The sequence below is a fragment of the Clostridium sp. UBA3061 genome (assembly GCF_002367465.1).
Lineage (GTDB): Bacteria > Bacillota > Clostridia > Clostridiales > Clostridiaceae > Clostridium_J > Clostridium_J sulfidigenes.
The window spans coordinates 97,538-121,610 of record NZ_DFCF01000005.1; the positions used below are offsets into that span (position 1 = coordinate 97,538).

22 protein-coding genes are annotated in these 24,073 nt (G+C 30.6%); all 22 read right to left on the reverse strand.

Going from position 1 to position 24,073, the window contains the following annotated elements:
* Nucleotides 1-26: 26 nt before the first annotated feature.
* Complete coding sequence (locus tag B2P65_RS03580; protein WP_346879610.1) at nucleotides 27-908, reverse strand: aminoglycoside 6-adenylyltransferase; 882 nt, start codon at nucleotides 906-908, stop codon at nucleotides 27-29.
* Nucleotide 909: 1 nt separating this feature from the next.
* Nucleotides 910-1,599, reverse strand: a complete 690-nt coding sequence (locus B2P65_RS03585; RefSeq protein WP_346847455.1) for a 5'-methylthioadenosine/adenosylhomocysteine nucleosidase — start codon at nucleotides 1,597-1,599, stop codon at nucleotides 910-912.
* Between the two features lie 54 nt (nucleotides 1,600-1,653).
* Nucleotides 1,654-2,247 carry a GNAT family protein gene (locus tag B2P65_RS03590; protein ID WP_346879611.1) on the reverse strand — a complete coding sequence of 198 codons (594 nt, stop codon included), beginning with the start codon at nucleotides 2,245-2,247 and terminating at the stop codon, nucleotides 1,654-1,656.
* 81 nt (nucleotides 2,248-2,328) lie between these two features.
* Nucleotides 2,329-2,802: a GNAT family N-acetyltransferase gene (locus B2P65_RS03595; RefSeq protein ID WP_346879612.1), complete on the reverse strand. Its 474-nt coding sequence runs from the start codon at nucleotides 2,800-2,802 to the stop codon at nucleotides 2,329-2,331.
* Nucleotides 2,803-2,813: 11 nt separating this feature from the next.
* A complete protein-coding gene (locus B2P65_RS03600) occupies nucleotides 2,814-3,641 on the reverse strand; it encodes a DUF2785 domain-containing protein (RefSeq protein ID WP_346847458.1) in 828 nt (275 codons plus the stop codon).
* Between the two features lie 48 nt (nucleotides 3,642-3,689).
* Nucleotides 3,690-4,241 (reverse strand): GNAT family N-acetyltransferase, encoded by a 552-nt coding sequence (locus B2P65_RS03605; RefSeq protein ID WP_414632268.1) that lies wholly within the window; start codon nucleotides 4,239-4,241, stop codon nucleotides 3,690-3,692.
* 32 nt (nucleotides 4,242-4,273) lie between these two features.
* Complete coding sequence (locus B2P65_RS03610) at nucleotides 4,274-5,464, reverse strand: hypothetical protein (protein ID WP_346879613.1); 1,191 nt, start codon at nucleotides 5,462-5,464, stop codon at nucleotides 4,274-4,276.
* A 104-nt stretch (nucleotides 5,465-5,568) separates the two neighbouring features.
* Entirely contained in the window at nucleotides 5,569-5,691 is a 123-nt protein-coding gene (locus B2P65_RS03615; protein WP_346879614.1) for a hypothetical protein, read from the reverse strand.
* A 311-nt stretch (nucleotides 5,692-6,002) separates the two neighbouring features.
* The gene (locus tag B2P65_RS03620; protein WP_346878256.1) at nucleotides 6,003-6,137 is read right to left on the reverse strand and encodes a hypothetical protein; all 135 of its coding nucleotides are present in this window, start codon (nucleotides 6,135-6,137) and stop codon (nucleotides 6,003-6,005) included.
* A 54-nt stretch (nucleotides 6,138-6,191) separates the two neighbouring features.
* On the reverse strand, nucleotides 6,192-7,052 hold the full coding sequence (locus B2P65_RS03625) for a GNAT family N-acetyltransferase (RefSeq protein WP_346847462.1): 861 nt from the start codon (nucleotides 7,050-7,052) through the stop codon (nucleotides 6,192-6,194).
* 74 nt (nucleotides 7,053-7,126) lie between these two features.
* On the reverse strand, nucleotides 7,127-7,969 hold the full coding sequence (locus B2P65_RS03630; protein WP_346847463.1) for an MBL fold metallo-hydrolase: 843 nt from the start codon (nucleotides 7,967-7,969) through the stop codon (nucleotides 7,127-7,129).
* Between the two features lie 341 nt (nucleotides 7,970-8,310).
* Nucleotides 8,311-8,862, reverse strand: a complete 552-nt coding sequence (locus tag B2P65_RS03635; protein ID WP_346879615.1) for a Type 1 glutamine amidotransferase-like domain-containing protein — start codon at nucleotides 8,860-8,862, stop codon at nucleotides 8,311-8,313.
* 151 nt (nucleotides 8,863-9,013) lie between these two features.
* Nucleotides 9,014-9,550, reverse strand: a complete 537-nt coding sequence (locus tag B2P65_RS03640; RefSeq protein ID WP_346879616.1) for a GNAT family protein — start codon at nucleotides 9,548-9,550, stop codon at nucleotides 9,014-9,016.
* Nucleotides 9,551-9,570: 20 nt separating this feature from the next.
* Complete coding sequence (locus B2P65_RS03645; RefSeq protein ID WP_346879617.1) at nucleotides 9,571-10,344, reverse strand: GNAT family N-acetyltransferase; 774 nt, start codon at nucleotides 10,342-10,344, stop codon at nucleotides 9,571-9,573.
* A gap of 46 nt (nucleotides 10,345-10,390) precedes the next feature.
* A complete protein-coding gene (locus tag B2P65_RS03650) occupies nucleotides 10,391-10,822 on the reverse strand; it encodes a GNAT family N-acetyltransferase (protein WP_346847467.1) in 432 nt (143 codons plus the stop codon).
* 166 nt (nucleotides 10,823-10,988) lie between these two features.
* The gene (locus B2P65_RS03655; protein WP_346847468.1) at nucleotides 10,989-11,465 is read right to left on the reverse strand and encodes an ASCH domain-containing protein; all 477 of its coding nucleotides are present in this window, start codon (nucleotides 11,463-11,465) and stop codon (nucleotides 10,989-10,991) included.
* 702 nt (nucleotides 11,466-12,167) lie between these two features.
* Entirely contained in the window at nucleotides 12,168-13,955 is a 1,788-nt protein-coding gene (locus tag B2P65_RS03660) for an ABC transporter ATP-binding protein (RefSeq protein WP_346847469.1), read from the reverse strand.
* A gap of 20 nt (nucleotides 13,956-13,975) precedes the next feature.
* On the reverse strand, nucleotides 13,976-15,721 hold the full coding sequence (locus tag B2P65_RS03665; RefSeq protein ID WP_346879618.1) for an ABC transporter ATP-binding protein: 1,746 nt from the start codon (nucleotides 15,719-15,721) through the stop codon (nucleotides 13,976-13,978).
* Nucleotides 15,722-16,113: 392 nt separating this feature from the next.
* A complete protein-coding gene (locus B2P65_RS03670) occupies nucleotides 16,114-16,272 on the reverse strand; it encodes a hypothetical protein (protein ID WP_346847471.1) in 159 nt (52 codons plus the stop codon).
* A gap of 261 nt (nucleotides 16,273-16,533) precedes the next feature.
* A complete protein-coding gene (locus tag B2P65_RS03675; RefSeq protein WP_346847472.1) occupies nucleotides 16,534-17,040 on the reverse strand; it encodes a GNAT family N-acetyltransferase in 507 nt (168 codons plus the stop codon).
* A gap of 97 nt (nucleotides 17,041-17,137) precedes the next feature.
* A complete protein-coding gene (locus B2P65_RS03680; RefSeq protein WP_150845722.1) occupies nucleotides 17,138-17,551 on the reverse strand; it encodes a hypothetical protein in 414 nt (137 codons plus the stop codon).
* A gap of 154 nt (nucleotides 17,552-17,705) precedes the next feature.
* Complete coding sequence (locus B2P65_RS03685) at nucleotides 17,706-23,843, reverse strand: S8 family serine peptidase (RefSeq protein WP_346879619.1); 6,138 nt, start codon at nucleotides 23,841-23,843, stop codon at nucleotides 17,706-17,708.
* Nucleotides 23,844-24,073: the final 230 nt, after the last annotated feature.

Here is a 24,073-nt window from a genome sequence, read left to right on the forward strand (position 1 = left end):
CCCAATTACTATATATTTTTATTTAATCAATATATTTCTGTAGCATCCCTCGGTAATTCTTTGATATGCTTTATAAACTCAAAGCTTCTCTTAGCCTCTTCATAATTATATTCATATCCAAATATTTTACCTACTTCAGGTGCAATCTCTTCAAATAACTGGCATGTTGTGATTAGTGCATTCCAAGAGGAATCATAATCACTCATATTAAAGGTACTCATTAACCTTGTCCATACATCTAAATCCAAATATTCTTTTAAATATTTATTTACTTTCCCTATACTTACTTTAAATTCTGTTTGAATCCCCACCTGCCAAGATAACATAGTTAATAATTCTTTTCTTACATAACTATTCATTACCTCTATTGTAAAAAGAATTTCTTCCCTCCAAAGTCCTTTTGCACAGTATGGCGCTACCCACCAAAACTCATTACATCGACTATAATATTGTCCATAGGTAGGTCTTTTTACCCAATAATCTTCATCAGTTGTTGCTGGTATTTGTGGTAAACAGCTGTCTTTATCAAGTAAAGGAACAGTTAATTTATCTTTTCCATATTCCTTTATTAATATCTCTATAGGCTGAATATGCAAGTCAATTCTATTTCCATCTGTAAACTGCATTAAATAAGTATAGCCATTTTTAAAATCAACATCTCTTCCTTGCATTTTATCAAGCTTATCAGGTTCTTGGAAAATAATTGGCTCACCAAAAACACTTATCCAATCATCATCTCTCAGAAAAGATTCTGTATCAGTAACTACATAAACAATGTCATAGTCCTGAAAAATGTCTTTTTTCACATTAGGATTTGCCCGAGAACCATTCATATAAACAGCTCTAATTCGGCTATCTCTATTTGCAACACTCAATATTAAATCAAACATTTCCTTTTCAGTTCTCATGTTACATCCACCTCATCTCTAATATTTTTTTAACCATATTAATTGAATTATTTGATGCTGATACACAGTTCTTTTCAAATACTTCTACCCCACACTGATCTTCTGTATCTGTTATAGACCTTATTGCTATGAATGGAACATTATTCACGTAACACACATGAGCAATACTTGCCGTTTCCATATCTACACAAAGTGGATGATATTTAGAAATTATTTCAGTACGACCATTATCACTTATAAAGGCTTCTCCAGTAACAATTCTTCCAAAGAATATTTTTTGAGTGAATGTATTTTTATCTATCACTGCTCTACATAATTCAACCAGCTTACTGTCTGTTTTAAAGTATATACTTTCCATCCATGGATGATATTCAGTCAAGATACCTTCATCCACATCATGATATGTTATTTCTGTTGAAATAACAGTATCTCCAATATTTAATATATTATCTATTCCTCCTGCTACCCCTGTCACAATAATATGAGTAACATTGAATTTATCTATTAATATTTGAGTTGCAATGGCTGCATTAACTTTACAAACCCCACAATACAATGCAACAACATTACTGTTTTTGTATATACCACTATAAAATGTCAGCATAGCAACATTTTCTACTTTTTTATTAGAAATCTCCTCAATAAAAGGCATAATTTCATTTTCCGTTGGTCCAATAACCCCAATTTTCAAAAACTCATCCCCTAATTATTTACTTAAAAGCATAAATCCATAAGAACTTTATCATCATACTTTATAATCTTTCTTTAATATGGCTAATATAACATCATCCACAAACTCACCTTTCATAATGGTTCTTTCTCTAAAAATCCCCTCTTGAACAAAGTTTGCTTTTTTTAGAGCTTTTACAGAAGCTTCATTACCAAGGGTTACAGTAGCTTCTATTCTATTAAAGTTCATTACTTCAAATCCGAATTTCACCAAAACCCTTATAACTTCAGTTGCATATCCTTTATTCCATTCATCACGATTAAATCCATATCCAATCTCGCTTCTTATTGAAGCATCATCAAAGCTCCCTAAATTACAATATCCAATGATTTTATTATCATTCTTTCTTGCTACACCCCATGTAATCTCTTCTTTATTTTTAAATTCATTTTTGTAATGATTTATTATGGATAGTGCATCATCTTTAGTATTAATGGGTGTAAACCAATCATATTTAACAACTTCAGGATCACTATAAATCTTAAATATCTCTTCTACATCTTCTGGATTTACCTCTCTAAATATTAATCTATCAGATTCTAATTCTGGAAATACCTCAAAGCACGACTTGTCAATTTTCACTTCATGCATAATATTATGACTTGTCACTTAGTATCACTCCTCTTTTTCAAATTAGGCAAGTTTGAACTATCTTATAATTTTAAAATTACTTCTAGTAAATAATCAATCTTATATTTTACATATCTTTTCATAACTAACAAGTGTCATTCTTTCATTTATCGGTATTAGATCACCAACTTTTTTATATCCTAATTTTTCGTATAGATGACAGTTGCCCTTTTCCTGAAATATTGTATCCAAACCCCACTTCTGTACTTTAGGATAATAACTTTCTATTTGTTTCAATGCTTCTTGTGCAATTCCCCTATTTTGGTATTCTGGAAGAACACATAAAGCTGATATCTTATAAGTCATTTCCTCTAATTCTGTTACTCTAACCCAGCCAACATTAACGTCGTTCAGCTTAAAAATATAAGCTGTAATATTGGCTCTATCCATCTTTTCTTTAACCATATCAATACTTTCCATTGCAGGGTTTACATCATAATCATGATATTTGTCAAGCAATTGTTTAAATGACCTTTTCTGTATATCATGGACAACATCTGCAATATCGCTTGAAATCTGCATCACCTTTAGCATTTCTACTCCCCTTATTTAAATCTACTTATTTCATTCAATACTTCTCTAGCTGTATTTGCAATTTTCTCATATTTAGGTATGTCAATTAGTCTAAAGTACAGGCTTTTCAAGAACATATTTACATTAAATGCAATGACTAAATCTTCTGGATACTTTCCTACCTTTTCTATTTTATTAAAACTTTTTATCCATTCTTCTATTTCTTCTATTGGTATTATTTCTCTTTCCAATATAGATTTAACAGCTGTAATCATACGTTCATCTTCAAAATGAATATATCCATAATAATTTATATTTAACTTTTTATAAAATGCATCTAGTATGTTTTTTAATCTCTCATATCCAATTTCTTCACACTTAGCAAATTCATCAAGAGCATCAGCACCATGGGCAGCTCCATGAGCCCAACCTTTAACTTCTATATATCCTCTAACATCCTTATCTTCATTATAAAATTTCAAAAGAGTATCAAAGGCCTTTTCCATATCACTTTTAGATAAGAACTTATCACTTCTATGTCTATAGATGCATGCTGCAACTATTTCACTTGAAAAGGTTCTACCGAAAACCGAATCATCAATGTTACCTAAACCCTTAAGAATATGATTTTCATCTAAAGCTATCCACAATAGCTCATTAACCTGCTTTTCTGATAGCTGATTTCCATCTATCCACGTAAATAAATTGGAAAGTATAAGATCATCACGCAATTCACTATCAATATCCCCTATATTATCCATCATTTTCAAAGATAACTCATATGGATTTACCCCTTCTGGTACTTTATAATCATTTTCCTTTATACTCTTTAACAATTCTTTTAATTCTTGCTTTTCCAACTTATATTTCTCCCCTTTAACCTTTTATTAAATCCCCGTAATACGCCTTTATTCTATATATAAATCCATAAGAATTTCATCATCATAAATTCCATCTATGTTAAAGAAGTTTCTATGAACTCCCACTTTTTCAAATCCAAGCTTCTCATAAAGATGTTGAGCTTTTTTATTGCTAGCTTTAACACCTAAACTTATAGTTTTTATAGTTTCATGATTCTTAGCAAAGTCTATTAATACTTTCATAACTGTAGTGCCAATTCCCATGCTCCAGCATTCCTTTTTTACTGAAATAGCTAATTCACTATTATGGGCTATTCTTTTTCTATTCGGAGCACTAACTTGAGAAACACTAACTATTTGATTATCTATAATACCTAGGAGCATAAGAGCATTATTATTTTCATTTATATTTTTAATATGCTCTCTTTCCTGCTCCAGAGTAAGTCTAAACTCATTTTTACCGAAAAGAAGGTTGTCACTTTCTCCACCAACTATATTTAGATACTCAATCATAGCCTCTGAATCCTCTTCAGTTGGTTTTCTTAATATAAGCACCTTGCGATTTTCTAATTTTACTAGCTTTAATATGTCATCCTTCATATTCATCACTTCTTTCTATAAACCTATTTTTATTAATCATATACCATCATGCTCTTTAAGTATCTTCCTTCTTTCTTACTCTCATATGGTTTAGCTACAATTCCTTCTTTTATTAAATCCTCATTGGCACGTCCAAATATTTGATGCCAAAGTTCATTTCCTACTTCCTTTATACTCACTTTATGCTTAATTGCCGTTAAACCCTTGGAATATTTCTCTATGCTACTTAACGTATTTTTTACTGTTTCAAGGATCTCTATAAGAATAATTTCACCTATTTCGGTGACTATTTTCATATCTCTTTCTTGAAATATAGGTACATTACAATATAATTTATTATCCGTTTCATCTATGTTTATGTAGTCCATCTCTTTAAGAAAAATTGCTAACTCTTTATCTTCATTTGACAACTCATTATAATTAATTGCTTCACTAAAAATTCCCCACATTAGTTGGCCACATTTTTCCGCAGTGTTTTTATTAACCTTATCTATAATTTTTATATATGGTAGATTTAAATCTTGGAAAGGAGTTGAATTTCTAATACTCTGTTGTGTCATTCTAAAAAATCTATACATATCTTTACGTACTCCATTAGAATCTCCAAAACTATTAAAGATAAACTTATTACTTCCATAATTATTACTACTGCATAAAGGTTTATTGCTATAACTATCAACAATATAGCTGTCTTCATATCCAATTATCATATAATTCCTATTACCTGGCTGAAGCTTAGAGCTAGTAAATACATTTCTTTCTTCAAAAAAATCAAAGGCAATTCCATCAAAAATCATGTCGCAAATTATATGATATAGTAATCTTTCTTCATCAAAAATCTTATAACTTGATAAATTTTGAAGCTTCTCAACTACTAAAGGTTTTATCTTAATAATTCTATCTACTATTTGCTCTTCCACATTCTTTAGATATACATCCATGATTTCAATATCACTCTGTAAAAATATAGGGAAGTTTATTTTAAATTTTTCTTTATTTTCTTCTATTGCATTTATTCTTTTCAAATTACTTATAATACTATTTAACCTATGATTATCAATATCTATAAATTTACTTATATCCTCCTGTGTTAATGAAAATGCCTCATTTTCTGCAATGATATATAATATTTCTGATGCAAAATTTTCATCACACACATATGCAGGGTTATATTTATCATAAACTTGTATATCACCAAAATAATATAAGTTTAATCTTTTCATATTATTCCTCTTTTCTTTTACGCCTTTAATAAATCCTTATTTTTTACTTTTTAGCATATTGTAAAAGCTATTTCCTTCTCTTGTGATTATTACTATTTAAAAACTTAACTTTTTAAATATCTTAAAACTTCTTTTTCTATAAGATTAAAATCCATAGCTGCTATATCTTCCACGGTATATCTCTTACTTAACTCACCTATCAGCTTAGATCCTAAGAAATACCCCACATCACTGATACCTAAAACTTTGAACCAATCACCATAAAAGTCTCTAGTTCCTTTTTCTTTGTCCTTTAAAGCTTCTACATATTTTAATTTAAGTTCTTTTTCTAACTCTTCACAGTCAATGCTCCACTGCTCTCCCCTAGAATCAAAACTACTCTCTCCTAATACTTGTTGAAAATATTGGGCAAAGCCTTCCTCATATATATTCCAGATTCCTTCATTATACTTACTCTGCTCTACCTGCTTTGGTAATTTTGATTCACCTCTTATTTGAAAGTGAACTACATGACAAAGTTCGTGACAAACTAAAGCATCTATTTTCTCCCCATCTCTGGAAAATTACTATTGTAAAACTTCTCCCATAACTCCATCTTTTCCTTAGGCTCTTTATTTAAGTTTTCTTCCATAAATCCCTTATAATCCTTAAAAGTATCTATAATGTTTATCATCATAAGTCACCTAGCTTTCTAAAAATTCTAAAAATTACTCTCTCTCTTTAATCCCTACTGAACAATTCTATAATCAAAATTATCTTCAATAATTTTATATCCTATCTTAGTGTAAACTCCGTTAGATACAGGATTGCGTTTATCTACAAAGAGGCTGCAGAACTCATTTCCTCTTTCTAAATATAATTTACTTAGGTTATAAACTACAGCAACTCCATAGCCCATGCCCCTCTTTCTAGCATCTGAGTAAACTAAACTAACAGAAATTCCTTTCTTTAATTGTTTTGTAAATGCTGCCATAGAAACTGGCACATGATTTTCATCTTCGAAAATATATATAGCTCCATTTCTAATTCTAGTAACTAGCTTTTCTATAAAAGTTTCTACAACCATGTCCTCATTTAAAGCTTCTTTTCCAAATTTAATATGCCAATCTATTACTAAATCTAAATCCTGCTCTGTAGCTTCTCGAAAATACCCTTTAGGCAATGTAACAGAATTTAATTTTCTCAACTCCATAATATCCATGGCTAAGCGTTCCTTGAATTGACACTTTGTTTTACCTTCATAATATTCAATAAATTTATCACAAACTTTTTTATTTGCATTAATACCTACTATATTAATTTTACTTTCTATCAAATAATCAACTAATGCTTTAATAGCATTATCATCTTTTTCTTTTAAATTGTTTATTTGCAAATTATATGGACTCACATTACAGAAAACAAGGGATACTCCTGACTCATCTTCTACACGCCCAAATAAAACATCACTATCAGTATCTTTTTCTCTATTTACATATGCATTAAATAATATTAATTGGTTTACTGATTCCTTCTCAAGAAGTATCTCTTCATTAATATTTAAAAAATCCTTAACCTTATCATATATAACCACCTTCATAATTTTCATAGTATGAGACTTAACTCATACTAAATACACCCCCTTTTTCTATATAAATGATTTGTACTCTTATTGAATAAGTTTTATAATTTTATTACCATTCCATCGTAAGCAAAGCTAATATCTTCATAATGATTTTGTAACTCTAAATAATCATCATAGGATTTTCCCCAATCTTCCTCAAGATGTGTCATTATAACCTTTTTAATATTATATTTATTCTTTAAGTCCACTATCTCATCCATTACAAATAATTCTTCTCTTAAAGGATTGTCCTCTTCTAACTTAAAGTCACCCTTTAAGACATCACCAATAACTGTATTACCTATAATCATTACATCAGCATCCTTAAAGATTCCATTCACTGGGAAAGGTTTTACATCACAAGGAGCATATATAAGCTTCTTTTCTCCTTCTTCAAAAACAAATACTGTAGCAGATTCAGCCTTAATTAGAGTTATTTTTATTTCTCCTATTTGTATTGAATCATTAACCACATGTCTTTTTATTAAATTTCTTATTTTTTCATAGTAGTCAAAATATGAGCCATGCTTTGAGCGTATGGAATTTAAATCCTCCATTACATGATCCATAGCTATAACTTCTATGGGATTTTCACATTCTATTCCTTGGGAAATATTTAGCCAATTTAGTCGAAGCTGTTCAAATACCCTCATACCAAGGGTATGATCTGGATCCATATGACTATATAAAACTCTATCTATTTCCTTAATTTCTCCATAATTTAAGCTTTGAGAAATATCCTCTGGGGTATCTATAAGTAGCTTAGCTTCTTCTAGATATATGCTACATCCAAATCTTGCATAAGGATTTCCCTTCTTTCTAGCCTCCATACATACTCTACAACAGCAAAGTGGCTTTGGTAGTGTAACACATCCTCCACTACCTATTATTTTAAAATTCATAGTAATCCCTCCTGTTTTCTCTCTAGTTATAATTAGATTTTTTATTATATATGTTTTAATAAAGTCTCTACATTAAATTTACTTGCAATCTTAGATCACATTAGGGAATATTAATGAGTTTTATTTATTGAAACTTATATATCACGTATTTTTAAACTCCTTTACTATCTTCAACTTTATCATATACAACTACCTTCATACCTTTATAGCAAGAGCTATTAACTCTAAGTAAAATTCACTTCTTTTATTTTTAGACTATTTTCTGTGTATAACTTTGTTAATAATTCGTGATATATGAAAGTTGCGTATTAACTTATATTCAATTAATAAATTGTAATATGTCAAACTCGAATTACTTGTCCCTTATCTATCAAGAATACTTCACCTATGTATAAGGTGTTATCCTCTGCACATATGATAGCACCGTCATCACATATACCATACAATGGATATTTTTCTGAAAGTAAAAGCAACTCCTCGGTTATATTATTTTTATCTAAATGAGGTTCAACTGAAAATTCAACTAATCCGAGTGCTTCATATATTTTCAGTTCATCATGTTCGCAAGTTAATGTACACACTGCCGTTTTCGTCATATTTATCGAACCAGCACTCATTCCGATAATTACACCTTTTTGTTCTCTAATACATGGTATCAGTCCATAAGATTCCAAATAAGCAAACTGTGTTGGTGTATCGCCACCTGCGAGCCATAAAACATCGGCATTTCTAACTATATCTTGTGCAGTTTCTTTTGACATTCTGCCATCTATAACCTTTACGCTACTAAAAGTTATTCCACAATCAGAAAACATCTTTAAAAAGTGATTACAATACCAATCCGTTTTGTCATATATGTTTTCAAATTCAGAAGCCACAAAAACAAAGTTCATACCCGTATTTATATATGACTTCAATAGTCTGTTAAAATCATCAGGGAATCCATTAGAAAATCCGCTTGTTAGTATTTTAACCATCATACATCCTCCTTTTCATATTCCTTAATTTCGTTGTTTCTTATTACAATCCTTATAGCACAATAGATTACGATTGCGACTTTCTCATCCATAATACTTTGACTTTCTCTCCTGCAATCTCGCCATCATATTCACTAAATACTTTAAAGCCTGATTTCTCATAAGTTTTTATGGCTCTTTCATTAAATTCAGCTACTCCCAACCTTACATAATCACCTTTATATTGATGATGTTCTACTGCAAAATTGACACAAGCAGAAACAAACTCTTTTCCTAAACTTATTCCTGTTAAATTAGGTTCTAACCCAAAACCAACCCACATTTCATAATTTATATCAGGATTATCTTTCACGGTGTCTATATCAACATAACCATCATCATCTGAATCTTCTTCAACTTCTCTAAAAAAATTTATAGTTAATTCCCCTACTAAAATTTCTTTTTCATTTAAAACTGCAAATTTACTGAAACCCCAATTTTTCTTTTCCAATAAATCTTCTGCCTCATTACAATAATCATATATGGAATATTCATTTTCATATTTCCATTCATTAATCATTGTTTTTGCATAATTATCATTCATAGGTACAAACTTAAACTTCATAGTCAAACTTCTTCTTAAATTTATCTTATATAATTAACATAATAAGTATCATATGGTTCTTTTAATACATATCCAAGCTTCTGAGCTAACTTAACGGACTCAAGATTAGCAGCATCCCAACTAGGATACTTCCCCTTGCTAATACAGTCTAAAATTAATGCAGCAGCTGCTATAGTTGCTAACCCTTTCCTTCTATATTCTGGAAGTGTATCAACTTCAATTTCGATTCCTTCATCGTAAACACTATAAGATGACGCTGCCGATACAATCTTTTCATTATGCAAAATACAGAATCCAATGCCTATATTGATATAATCATCTATGGATTTAAACTGACTTGTAAAATCTTCTGATAACTCTTGTAGTGATGGATTTTTTGCTAAAGATTTATCTATTTTTTTTAACTCATATCCTTCAGGTAATGTTGATAGAAATGTATTTAAATGATCAACATCTAAATTCTTAATATCCCTTTTAAATCTATATCGTTGAAACTTTTCCATACGTCCCTTATGAATAATTTCTATACGTTTTTTCCACTCTTCAGTATCCACGATAACTAAAATATTCTCAGGCAAATTATATAATAGTTCTTCTGCTTCCTTACTGTTATGGTTTCCTGCATAAAATGCAAAAACCCCTACTATAACCTGTACAACTGTTGGTTTTTCAATGTCATCAGCCCAAGCTTTTCCCATATGTCCTTGAAGGCATGAAAGAATAAGTGTACAATCTATATTTTTAAGAACAGAACATAAATTTTTTCTTAAATTACTATCTACTTCATAGATCATTAAAATTTTCTCCTCATTTCAATTCAAATATTTCCCTTAACTTCATTTATAATTTCTTAGTTAAAAAATACTCCTTATGTCCTTTAGGGCTATCCTCTAAAATTCCAAAAACCTTATATCCATTCTTCATATAAAAGTCTGGTCCTTGAAAATCGAAGGTATCTAGATGTGCTATATGACATCCCTGACTCCTTGCTGCATCCTCTGCCTCTTTCAAAAGTATTGAACCATACCCTCTATTGCGATAATCATCTTTAACCCACAATGTGTCAATATAGAAGATGTGCCAAAACACAGAGTAAGCTAATATGCCTCCCATAACTTCACCCTTTTCATTCTTAATACAACGATTTATCTTAATGTATGGCTCCTCTTGTTCAAATGGTTTAGACAGTTTGTTATGTTCCATAAGCATTTCATCAATATAATCTATTTCTTCCTCATTAGGTATTTCTATTTTGATATTGTCTTTATTCATAATTTATCTTTAATGAGAGATTATATTGTAAGTACCAATCCCTCACTAAATCTATCCTCCTTTCATTTTATACACTTTTATGTGTCTAATAAGTTGTTAATTCGATTTATAAGAACGTTATATCTCAACAATAACATTACATATTAGGTTTATTTTTATATAATATCTATACTTGATATACTACTTCAAAATCTTCAAAAACCACTAGCATATCATCACTGAATTCATACCCTAGCTGTTTTCCATCTTCCTTGAAGAAATGAGCATGTCCCTCAACCCAAGATTCCAATGTATCATCCTCACCCTCACGCTTACAAATGTCATAAGTAATATCTGAAAATGGAATAATTGTTATCTCAGTAGTTTCAATAACACATCGTGGTACACCTTCCCAATCAGTGACAATACTTAAATCACCAACCTGAGGTATACGCTCGCCTTCAATTTCATACCTCAATAAACTACTTGCTGTAGCCCTCTTTTGCCCAATTAATACTAAACGCAACAGTTCATTGGCCCATTTTTCAGTTAATTCAAAATGGAATACCTCTAAACACTTTGTTGTTTCATTTCTGTTCGTTTCCCTCAAAAATGTTTTCCAGAACATATCAATTTTTTCTTGTGAATATTTTTCATTTTCCATTACCGCTACCTCCCTCTAGTTTTATACTAGATTTTTTGTATATAGTTGTTTTATCCTATCATCTTTAGCCTTTATTTTATCTTTATGTATATCAACTATATTCCTATTCCATAAGGTCTAATTCCTTTTTTAAAATAGGATAAAACTTAATATCAGTAACGTAGTTAGGGCAATTATAAAAAAATAACCATAACTATCTGAACATTAATAATTACTCAATCTCACTTCCTAATTTAAGAATTTAATTGTTCTATTTTAGGTATCTGAAAATAAATAATAAGTCAAAGATGGAAAGTATATTTTGAGTTAGACAAGGAAACAGGTTCCGCAGATAGTAGCACTATCTAAGGGTTCTGTTGACGCAGTATAACACAAAATAGACGAGCATTCTGACTTATTTATTTTTTGAAGATGCCTTAATACTATTTCCCATATAGAAAAAATGCTGAAACCCGCATGAACAGAACAACTAGTTATCTAGTTATATATTTAAATAGTTATATATGAAACTATTTAAATATACAAATAGTTTCATATGAAGCTATATAACTATTTACATAGCTCATAGGTAAAATTTAATTTAAAATCATGCATTGAATCAGCTATAAATTTTATTTTCTTATATTATTTACAAGGACACTCCTTTTCACTTTGTTCAAATGAGTAAGTTCCCAGATCTAAATCGTAGATTTAGATGGTCACTTATGCTCCTTCATTTAAGAAGCTGTACTGAGCCATGTATAAGTTATAGTAGAATCCTTTAAGTTTTAATAATTCTTCATGGGTTCCACTCTCTACAATTTCACCATCATCTACTACCATAATTTTGTCACAGTCTCTTATGGTTGAAAGTCTGTGGGCAATTACAAAGGAAGTTCTTCCATGAAGTAATTTATTTATACCTTTTTGAACTAATATTTCTGTTGCAGTATCTATATTAGATGTTGCTTCATCAAGGATAAGAATTCTTGGATTTGCAAGTAATGCTCTTGCAAAGGATATAAGTTGTCTTTGTCCTACTGAAAGTCTTGAACCTCTTTCGTTAACTTCTGTGTCATATCCTTTTTCTAATTTCATAATAAAATCATGGGCATTAACTGCCTTTGCTGCTGCTATGATTTCTTCATCAGTAGCATCTAATTTTCCATATCTTATATTCTCCTTAATAGAAGTCGAGAATAAGAATGTATCTTGAAGCATTATTCCCATTTGGCTTCTTAATGAATAAAGATTGACCTTAGAAACATCCTTACCATCAATTAAAACATCCCCTTCAGTAGTATCGTAAAATCTACTGATTAAACTAGTTATAGTAGTCTTTCCTGCCCCTGTTGGTCCAACTAAGGCGATATTTTCACCTGGTCTTATTTTAAAGTTTACATTGTGAAGTACCTGAACGTCTTTCTCATATTCAAAGGAAACATTTTTAAACTCTACTGCTCCCTTAATAGTTGGCATATCTTCACTTCCCTCCATCTCATCAATGGTTGGTACTACATCCATAATTTCAAATATTCTCTCTGCTGCTGCAAAGTTAGTAACTAATGTATTGTAGTAAGAAGCTATATTTATGATTGGTCTCCAGAACATACTTGTATATGATATAAAAGCTATTATGGTTCCAATGGAAACTTCTCCACGTCTAGTTAAGGTTGCTCCATACCAAAACACTATGATGGAACTTATTCCAAAGGACATATCTATAAAAGACCAAAGCCAGTCATTATATTTAACTGCTGATAAAAATCCATCTCTAACCTCACCTACAGCTTTTTCAAATTTCTTAGTAGTTTCTCCTTCAAAGGTGAAGTTTTGAATAATCTTTATCCCTGAAAAAGATTCATGGGTAAAGCCATTTAAATTAGAACGTTTTTGTCTAAATACCTGCCATTTAGCTCTAGCTTTTACCATCATTGTAGATACTACAACTGCAAGTACCGGTAAAATTATTATAGAAACTATAGCCAATTTTGCATTCATTACAAAAAGTATTACTCCTATAGCTATAAGATTTAGTGCCTGTGGTATAACTGTAGTAACAGATTTTGAAAACAGCTCTGAAAGAGAGTTTACGTCTCCAACAACTCTCGCTAAAATCTTTCCTACTGGTCTATCGTCAAAAAAGGAAAATGAGAGTTTTTGTATATGAATATAAAGCTCTTGCCTTATAGTATGCAGTATACTGTGAGTGGTTTTATTCATTTGATAGGTAGATAATTTACTAGCATACATACCTATAACATTTATTCCTACTAACCCTAGACTTATAACTATAAGTCCTACTACATCTTTTACTTCAATATAATTATCTATAGCAATTTTTAAAAGCATAGGGCTTAAAAGCCCTGTACCCATTACTATAAGCATAAGAAAAAGTACTAAAGATACTTTTAACTTATAGGGTTTTACATATTTCACTAATCTTAATAGTATATCCCGACCCTTTAAACTATTAATTTTTTCGTCTTGATTAACTGAATTTTTAGCCATTCTAGCACCTTCTTTCTCTCTTAAAAGTTAGCCACATCTTCATCTGACAACTCTAAGAAATCTTTAAATTGAGTTTGATATATCTCAAAATACTTACCTTTTTTATTTAAGAGTTCTTGATGATTTCCTCTCTCTACTATCTTTCCATCCTCCATATATAAAATCATATCTGCATTTTTTACAGCTGATATTCTATGGGCAATGATAAAGGTAGTCTTCTTCACGTCTCCATGATATAAATTTTTAAGCAATTGATACTCGGTTTCCATATCTAAAGCAGAAGTTGAATCATCTAAAATTAAAATTTTGCTATCTCTTATCAAAGCTCTAGCTATACATAATCTTTGCTTTTGACCTCCTGAGAGTCCAAGACCTCTCTCACCGATTAATGTGTCATATCCATCCTTAAGTCCATCTACAAATTCCTTTGCACATGCAAGCTCTACAGCCTTTTCTAGTTCTTCTTTAGTAGCATTGTTCTTACCATATTTAAGGTTATTCTCAATGGTATCAGAGAATAGAAAAGAATCTTGTGGAACTATAGAAATACTATCTCTTAAAGATTTTAGGTTTAAATCCTTAAGATTTATACCATCTAAAGTTATTTCTCCTTCTGTAGCATCATAGTTTCTTCCTAAGAGTGCCATTAATGTTGATTTTCCTGAACCTGTAGTACCCATAATAGCTACTGTAGATCCAGCTTTAATATTAAGATTTATATTATCTAATACATTCTTTTCTCCATAGGTAAAAGATACATTTTTAAGTGATAATTCACCTTCTATATTCTGTGGAACAATTCCCTCTTTAGAATTTTCAATAGTAGTGCTTACCTCTAAAATGTTGTTTATCTTTCCTGCTGAAGCCTTAGTTCTAGAGAATAGATTCATAAGCCATCCAAATTCTCTCATTGGCCATATAAGCATCCATAGATAACTAGTGAATGCCACCAATTGACCTACAGTAATCTTATTGTAGATTACTAAAATACCACCTACACAGGTTACAAGAACTACAGAAAGATTCCCTAAGAACTCCTCTAATGGGAAGAATTTAATCCATATCTTTGTATGTTCCATTTGTAAATCAAAGTTTTTAGAATTGTATTTTAAGAATTTAAGAATTTCATGTTTTTCTCTTCCAAAAGCTTTAACTAGCTTAACTCCAGCAATATTTTCTTGTGCTGTAGTATTTAGCTCTGCAATGTGGTCACTTATTCTGTCATATACATCATCAATCTTCTTTTCAGATTTTATGGTGATATATGCTATTATTGGCATAGTAGAAAGAGCTACTAAGGTAAGTGTTGGACTTATCCTTAATAATAGAACTGAAGCTATACCAAAATAGGCTATATTTTCTATTAAAAGCCTAAACCCAAAGCCCATAATGTCCATTATATTATCTGCATCTTCCCCTACCCTTGACATTAATTCACCGGTGTTTACTTTGTCAAAGTAAGAGAAGGACAGTCCTTCAATATGCTTGAATAAAGTTTCCTTTACTTCCTTAGAAATAGTTATTCCTAAATAATCAAATAAGTACTCCTTTAGATATCCAAAGAAAAACTTTATTAATGATATACATCCTATAATAAACAATATTTTATTTATAATTTCATAGTTTTTACCACGAAGTACATCATCTATAAATATTTCAGTTACATAGGGAATTGTTAAATCTGCTGAAATTACCAGAATCATTGAAACTATACCAAATATAGCTACCCCTAAATGATTTTTTACATAGCTCAAGATTTTTTTCACTTGAATCCCTCCTTCAATGTGGTTATTATTATTAACCTCTTATGTTTTAATGTGTAAAATTAGTATCTGCAAACCACCTCTTAGTCATAATACTTCCTCCCTTTTGTCATATAATCCCCAATCATGTTAAACTCTGCTGTCTATAAATTTGCTATAGATATAAATAAAAATAAAAAAGTCATAGTCCTATACCTCTTGGTATATAGGACTATGACTTAAATCATCTATAGCGTGAATAATACTAAGGAATTAATCCTTAAATATTAAAATTCATTTTAGGCTTATGTATATCTTACTTATCTTAGTATAAATAATTGTATTAAAAGCCTTATAAATATATAAAAAGTCCCGGGTTACCCTAGGACTTTTCTCACAAAATAGTTTGTTAAAAATCAATCTTTTAAACCTATATTCTGAGGCAGGGTAATATTCCAAATATTAAATTGTAAAATGTGATTATATGCACTATTAATATTGCCAGCGCCAACATTGACTCTAGCATTAACTCTATTTCTATTCATTTCACTGATTACTAATAAATTGTTTAACATTTTCCTACCTCCTTTTTTAAAATTTATTTTCTAGTTTTATTTAGTTTTACTAATTTTTACTACCCTTTTATTATATACAATTAGTATAAATAATGTCAATGACTTTTTCTAAATTTTTTGAATTTATTAAATATATTTTCTATTATATAAATTTCATAAAAAATAGCGACTATAAAATAGTCGCTAAAAAATAAAAATATTTACTATATAAATCATATAATATATTAAAATTTTACCTATTATTTTAAATACAGCTATGAATTAAAATTCTGCTGCCAAATTAGTTAATGCTTTATCACATACTCTATATACAGTCCATTCATCCATTGGTATTGCACCAAGCTGCTTATAGAATTTTATTGACGGTTCATTCCAATCAATACACCACCATTCAAATCTACCACAATCTCTCTCTACAGCTAATTTAGCTAAGAATGAAAGAAGTGCTTTTCCCATTCCTTTTCCTCTCATTTCAGGTCTCACATATAAATCTTCTAAATATAAACCTGGTTTACCTGTGAAGGTTGAGAAGTTGTGGAAAAATAATGCAAAACTTACTGGTATACCTTCATACTCACCAATTACTACTTGAGCTGCCTTTCTAACAAATAATGATTCCATTAAAATTTCTTCAGTAGCAACTACTTCATTTAAAAGCTTTTCATAATCAGCTAATTCCTTTATAAATTTTAGAATTAAAGGTATGTCCTTCTCTTCAGCAAATCTTAAAGTATAATTTTCTACTTTAGTTTTTATTGTACCTTCCATGTTAAAAATCCCCCTATAATACATCTTTGTATTTTGAAAGTTAATAAACCTTCTATAATTATATTAACCCTTTACATATGAGTTTGTAAATATGCTTTTATTTATACTTAGATAAGTCCCATTTGCTTGTAGTAGGTCTTTCCCTTATTTCTTTTGAAATATTCTTTGTTAATAACACAAAGAATACAAAGGATATTCCTGAAATTAAAAAATATTTCTTAACATATTTTTTATCTTCTTCAATAGTTGATTTAACAAAATTTACATCTAATTCTTCATATTCCTCTTTTTCATTATTAACCATGTACTCTAAAGTATCCTCTGCCTCTATTATTTTTATACCAATAAGTGCTCCATTTCCAGCAAACCATACCATTATACAAATAAGTATTGCAATACATCCATTTTTTAGTCCACTTTCAGATAATCTGTAGTTAATAAGTATATTTTTTACCATATAAATTACCGCTATGAAAACTAACAATATATTTAGTCCTACTATTATATACATGATATCCTCCTTAACATTTTAATACAATTATACCATATATATAATAATATGAATGTTAAATCATATTAAAAGACTGAAATAGTTAATTTATCTATTTCAGTCTTTTGGTTTTATATTATAATTATATCTTCTTTTGTTTATTAGTTAATTTTAATTATTTTTTTCTTTTTAAAACTAGTGATCCAATTGCAACGGTAATTATACCTCCTAATGCCATTACACCACTTCCAATCATACCACCTGTTTGTGGTATCTTACCTGTTGGTTTGCTTGGAGTCCCTGGATTACTCGGTTTTCCTGTACTTGGATTACTTGGTTTTTCTGGTTTTTCTGGTTTTTCTGGATTCTCTGGTTTTTCTGGTTTTTCTGGTTTCTCTGTCATTTTATATTTTACTATCTCACTTATATTGCCAACTTCATCTATTGCTCTTGCATATATTGTTGCTTTTACATCAACTTTTACTGGTTCTTTATAGATAGTCCATGTTTTATTGTCTAAGCTATATTCCATTTTTGCTGTATCTTTATCTGCTGCAGTTAATGTTACTAAACCATCCTTCTCAGTTATAACTGGAGACTTAGGTGCTGTTCTATCTGGAACTGTATACTGTGCTAGTTCACTTATATTACCATATCCATCTACAGCTCTTACATATATTGTTACTTTTTCATCAACTTTTACTGGTTCAGTGTAAATAGTCCAGTTTTTGTTATCTAAGCTATATTCCATTTTTGCTGTATCTTTGTCTGCTGCTTTTATTGTTACTACACCAGATTTTTCAGTTATAATCGGAGACTTAGGTGATGTTACATCTGGAGATATATAGGATACTATCGCACTTATATTACCACTTTCATCAACAGCTCTAACATATATAGTCTCTTGTTCTTTTAATGCTACTGGTTCTGTATAGGTATCCCAGTTTTTATTGTCTAAGCTATATTCCATCTTCACTGTATCCTCATCTACTGCTGTTAATGTTACTAAGCCATCCTTATCAGTAATAACAGGAGCTTTCGGCGCTGTTATATCAGGTATTGTGTAAGTTATTACACCACTAATATTACCAGCTTCATCTATAGCTCTTACATATATTGTTGATTTTTCCGGTACCTGTACTGGTTCACTATATTCTTCCCATTCCTTACCATCTAAGCTATATTGTATAACTTTAGTGTCTTCATCTGCTGGTGTTAATGTTACCAAGCCTTTTTCTTCTTTTATTTTTGGAACTCCTGGTGCTGTCCTATCTGGTACTGTATACTGTGCTACTTCACTTATATTTCCAGCTTTATCTATAGCTCTTACATATATTGTTGCTTTTTCATCAACTTTTACTGGTTCTGTATAGACAGTCCAGGTTTTATTATCTAAACTATATTCCATTTTTGTTGTATCTTCATCTGCTGCTGTTAATGTTACTAACCCATTCTCTTCAACTATAGTTGGAGTTTTTGGAGGAGTAATGTCTATTTCTTCAACACTAGTCTTACCATCCTTTACTGTTACAAGGAACATCTTATTTACACCATCTGCTAAAACTTCTACTTTGTATGGCTCAGTTTTATCTACTAGATATAAATAAATATTTTCGTCTTCTTCATGTCCTTTTGTTATATTCCAATCTACACCATCAACCTTAACATTTGTTACATTAGGTGCTGAAATTGTTGCTATATAAGGAGTTAAGTCATTTATTCCTTTTAATGTGCACTCTTCTCCACCTTCACCTTTACCTATTGCTTGTCCTTTATCTGTTGCTGTAGCTTTTATTGTACCCTTTAATATGGTTATATCTTGTTTCTTACCACTATAACCACTACCTATAGCTGCACCATAACTACTTGAAGTTGCAGTAATGGTACCACCTTCAATATTTATAGTTCCAGCTTCACTTTTAGAGCCTCCACCTATGGCAGCACCTCTACTTGTAGTTGTAGCATTTACTATACCACCTGAAATATTTATTGATATTTTACCTTTAGCTGAAACACCTGAACCTATGGCTGCTCCAGCAGTTAAGGTACTCTTGCTATTTGATTCAGCGCTTAAACTACCACCTGAAACTAATATATTGTAATCTGTCTTACCCATACTACAATCACCTATAGTCGCGCCATTACTACAGTTAATTGCTTTAATTTCACCACCAGTAACTTTAATTGTTCCAGGTAATTTATCAATATTTTCAGCTCCTGATCCACTACCTATAGTTGCTGATCCATTATAGCTCTTAACATCTGCAATAGCTGTTACCTTACCACCACTTATATTTATATTAGTAGCAATACCGCCATATCCACCGCCTATGGCTGCACCTGCTCCATAGGTAGTAGCATTAATAACACCATCACTTATATTTATTGTACCAGAATCCATAATTTCCTCTGAACTTCCGCCACCAATACATGCTCCATAATTATTTTTTGATGCTATTACGTTTAATGTACCCTTACCTAATATTTCAAGCTCTGTACCATAAGCTGCACTTATAATAGCTCTATCTGAGTACTCAGATACACTTGTAAGGGTATTATCACCTTTTAATGTTAAAGTATTCTTAGCTCCTTTAAATTCAATTGCATTTTTAAAGAATGAAGTTACTTTTGTATTGAAATTATTTATTACAAGGTCTACATTTCCCTCACAGCTTATGTCTACTCCAGAATATGGATTCATATTTGTATTTGTATTATTTCCAACAATAGATACTGATTTTGCTGTATCTTTTATTACAACTGTTTTATCTAATAAATCTACTGGAAGTTTATAATTACCATCATTATAAATTATATATGGCGCTTTTAATTCAGTAGTGAGTTCATCTTTATCTACAACTTTTAATGTAGTAGAATCTGTTTTTCCATTTACTGTAGAAACTGTAATTGTGGTTTCACCTTTAGTCAGAGCCTTAACATAACCGGTTTCACTTATTGTTGCAACATCTTCATTAGAAGAGGACCATGTTAAAGTCTTATCCTTTGAATTATAAGGATTTACTTTAGCACTCATTTGAAATTCTGAGCCTTCTGCCAATTCAAGATTTCTATCCTTCAAGGTTACACTTTCAGGGGCAATATCTCCCTCAGATAATGCAATAGAATCAGTTTCTAGGAAATTCATAGCATAATCCACGGCTACGACTTTTACTGATTCCATATTTAAGTCACCTATCTTAAATATTTGGTCATATTCACTTCCTGTTTTATCTTTATCTAACACAATAATTTCTGTTAAAGGATCTCCTTTTTCATCTACTAATTGCATACCTTGTAAGTAATGATTATCTTTTAAAGTTATAGTTAGATATTTTACTCCATCAATTGTTTGAATTTTTGTATTTATCAATTCTGGTTCTTGTGTGTCAATTGTAACTGGGAATTTAATCTCTTGTAAATCCTTTTCATCCCCCCCTATTGGTATTCCACTTATTTTATAAGTATAAACTCCATCCTCAAGAGGCTTATTTCCCTTACTATTCATACTATCCCAACCAGCACCATCTACTGCATAGGTAATGCTACCACTATTTCCATCATAGAAGGATTTAGTTTCTTTTCCAGCCTTATTTTTATAAACTTCATTGCCTTTGCTATCAGTTACTGTGTAACTTACTTCTTCTGCATTTCTCAATAATCCAACTACTGCATTTACAGAATAAGAGCCGTTAATATTTGGTCCTATAGCAATCTTATTTTCATCAGCTATTACAGGTTTATCCTTCCCATTGAAAAGATTTACCCCTAGGTAACTTCCTTTCCAAGTAGTTCTATTGAAATATCCAAGAGTAGTTTCATACATAGCTGCTGTTTCATCATCGTATAAATCGTTATCAAATATTGGTATAGCTTGCCAATCTCCATAGAAACCTACAAATGGAAAATTCAAATTAATCTTATCCGTATTTTCAGATATAAGTGTAACAAAACCATCAATGAAAGTTCCATTATTACAGACTTTTAAATCTTTCTTTGCACTATCAGTAAGTTTTAAAGAAATACTTATAGATTCTGTTTTTCCTCCATCTACTGTTATAATATTTCCCTCTATTCCTTCTAATGTAACACTTACCTTAGATGCATCTAATTCTTCAGAAGCTTGTGCAAAGAATTTGCCTTCATCTGTAGCCAATATTTTTTCTGTTAAAACTGTAGTATCTACAGTATACTTAACTGGCAAATCTGATGTGTTCTTTACACTAAATTTGAAAGAATATTCACCTGATGTACTATCACCCAATTCAGCCTTTGGTTTTCCATCACTTCCAATTAAGTATGCTGATGTTTTTACAGCACTATAAATATTAGCAACTCCAGAACCTTGTTTACGTGGTGAATATGCAACGCCATCTGGATCAGTTGCAGGAATTGCTGTACTCATCAACAATTGTGTTGCTAATAATTCTTTCTCCTTCATTGTTAAAGAAGGAAACTTTTCATTTATATATTGTCTCACTAAGCTAGAAGCACCAGCCATATGAGGGGTAGCCATTGATGTACCACTCATTGAACCATAAACTCCTCCTGGTAATGTAGAGTATATGTCTCCTCCCGGAGCTGTTATTTCTGGTTTTAATTTCAAATCTGGACTTACACCCCAAGATGAAAAGTCAGACATTTGACCTTTGGAAGTTGAATCAAAGGCTTCCTTGTATGATTTTGATATAGAAATGTTTTTTTCTGACTTATTAACGAGGATTTCACCATGTTCCTTTGAAATAAAAATAGCTGGTATTTTACCATCAGTCTTCATATTTAATAGGTTTCCTGGAGCATTGTCATAAACAATAATTCCTGATGCTCCTGCAGTAACAGCATTAGTCTCTTTCTCTGTAAAAGTTATGGTTCCACGTTTTACTAGAACTATTTTACCCTTTACATCAATATTTTTAAAATCATCTACTGTGCCAATACCTTGAATAACTACATATTCTACTGATTCACCTTCAAGAGAATTAAATTCTTTACTAGTTCCCTCATTTGCATCTGTATATCTTATTTTTGTTTCATCTGCTAATATATATGCTCCAATTATTTTTCTATTATTAATACTTGCAACTGATGTGGCAGCATTATAGGTTGATGGAGATCCCACCATAGAATTATCTGGATTAGATACTAATGGAAGATCTATTCCTAAATTAGAATTATAACTTGAGCTATAGTCATTTCCTGCTGCACACATTAAATTTATTCCTGCTTCTGCTACTCTATCATAGGTTTTATTAATTACCTCTTCAGCTTCTGCTGTAAATCCAGCCCCTGAACCAAGACTCATATTAATTGCATCTGCACCTAATGCTACTGCATCGTTTAATGCTGCTAAAATATCACTATCTCTTGCCCCACTAGACTTATCACTAAATACTTTCATAATCATAAGTTGTGCATCTGGAGCAACTCCAGTTAAATTTTCACCATTAGCCCCTACTGTTCCAGCTACATGAGTACCATGACTTTGGAAATCCTTTACATCATTATCTTTATCTGCATAATCATAGGCAAAAGGAATCTTCTCACTCTTATATATCTTACCCTTTGCATTTGTATATTTAGAATTCATAAGATCAGTAATTTCAGTTTCTGTGTACTTTATGTCTTCTGGACTATTTTTAAACGCTTCGTGATTAACATCTAGTCCAGTGTCTAACACTGCAACAACCATATTTTTACCTGTATATCCTGCTTTATTAGCCTCATTAGAACTAATAATTTCACTACTATTTTTCATAGTTGGTTCATGCCCAACTTCTGGTTCTGGTAAATAGTGAATTGTTGAAACAAATGCATTTTTTACTCCTTTAACTGCCTTAATGGTATCTAAATCACCGTATTTAGCAGTTAAGGAAAATCCATTCATTACCACAGTGTATTCTTGTTCCACAACTATAGGAACTTCTTTCAAAATTCTTTTCGTTACAACTTCTTGTTCTTTCAATAATTTGTTATTAATTCCTTGAGATTTTGCTGACGTGATAAAAGATGATACATTATCAGATGTCTTCTCTGCTGAATAATATTCAATTAAGGGCTTGTCCTCTAATTCAACAATAATAGTTACCTCATCATCAGATTTATATAGTGGATAAAATTCACTGCTTGACTGAGAATCTGTTATAGCACTTAATATTGTTTTTTCCCCTCTAGTAATTGAATGCGCTCTACTGACATCAATATGCAATTCATTATTATCCGCATATGCTACAAATCCATTTGTAGTAAATACAGAAGTGGTCATTACGATAATAGTAAAAATTCCTGCCATGATACGCCTTAACCTATCACTTTTCATACATATCCCCCCTATACATTTTTCAATGTAAAATTTTGCACTTACAAGAATATTTTAACATTATATTCGTTTATTTCAAGAGGATTATTTCTTTGTATTTCTCACTTTTACTACATAAAAAAATATTTATATCGTATGCGATTTATATTTTGGGATTTTTAAACATATACGTGTACTAAAATATAAATAATTGCAATATATTCATATTTTACATAAAAAACATCCTAGGC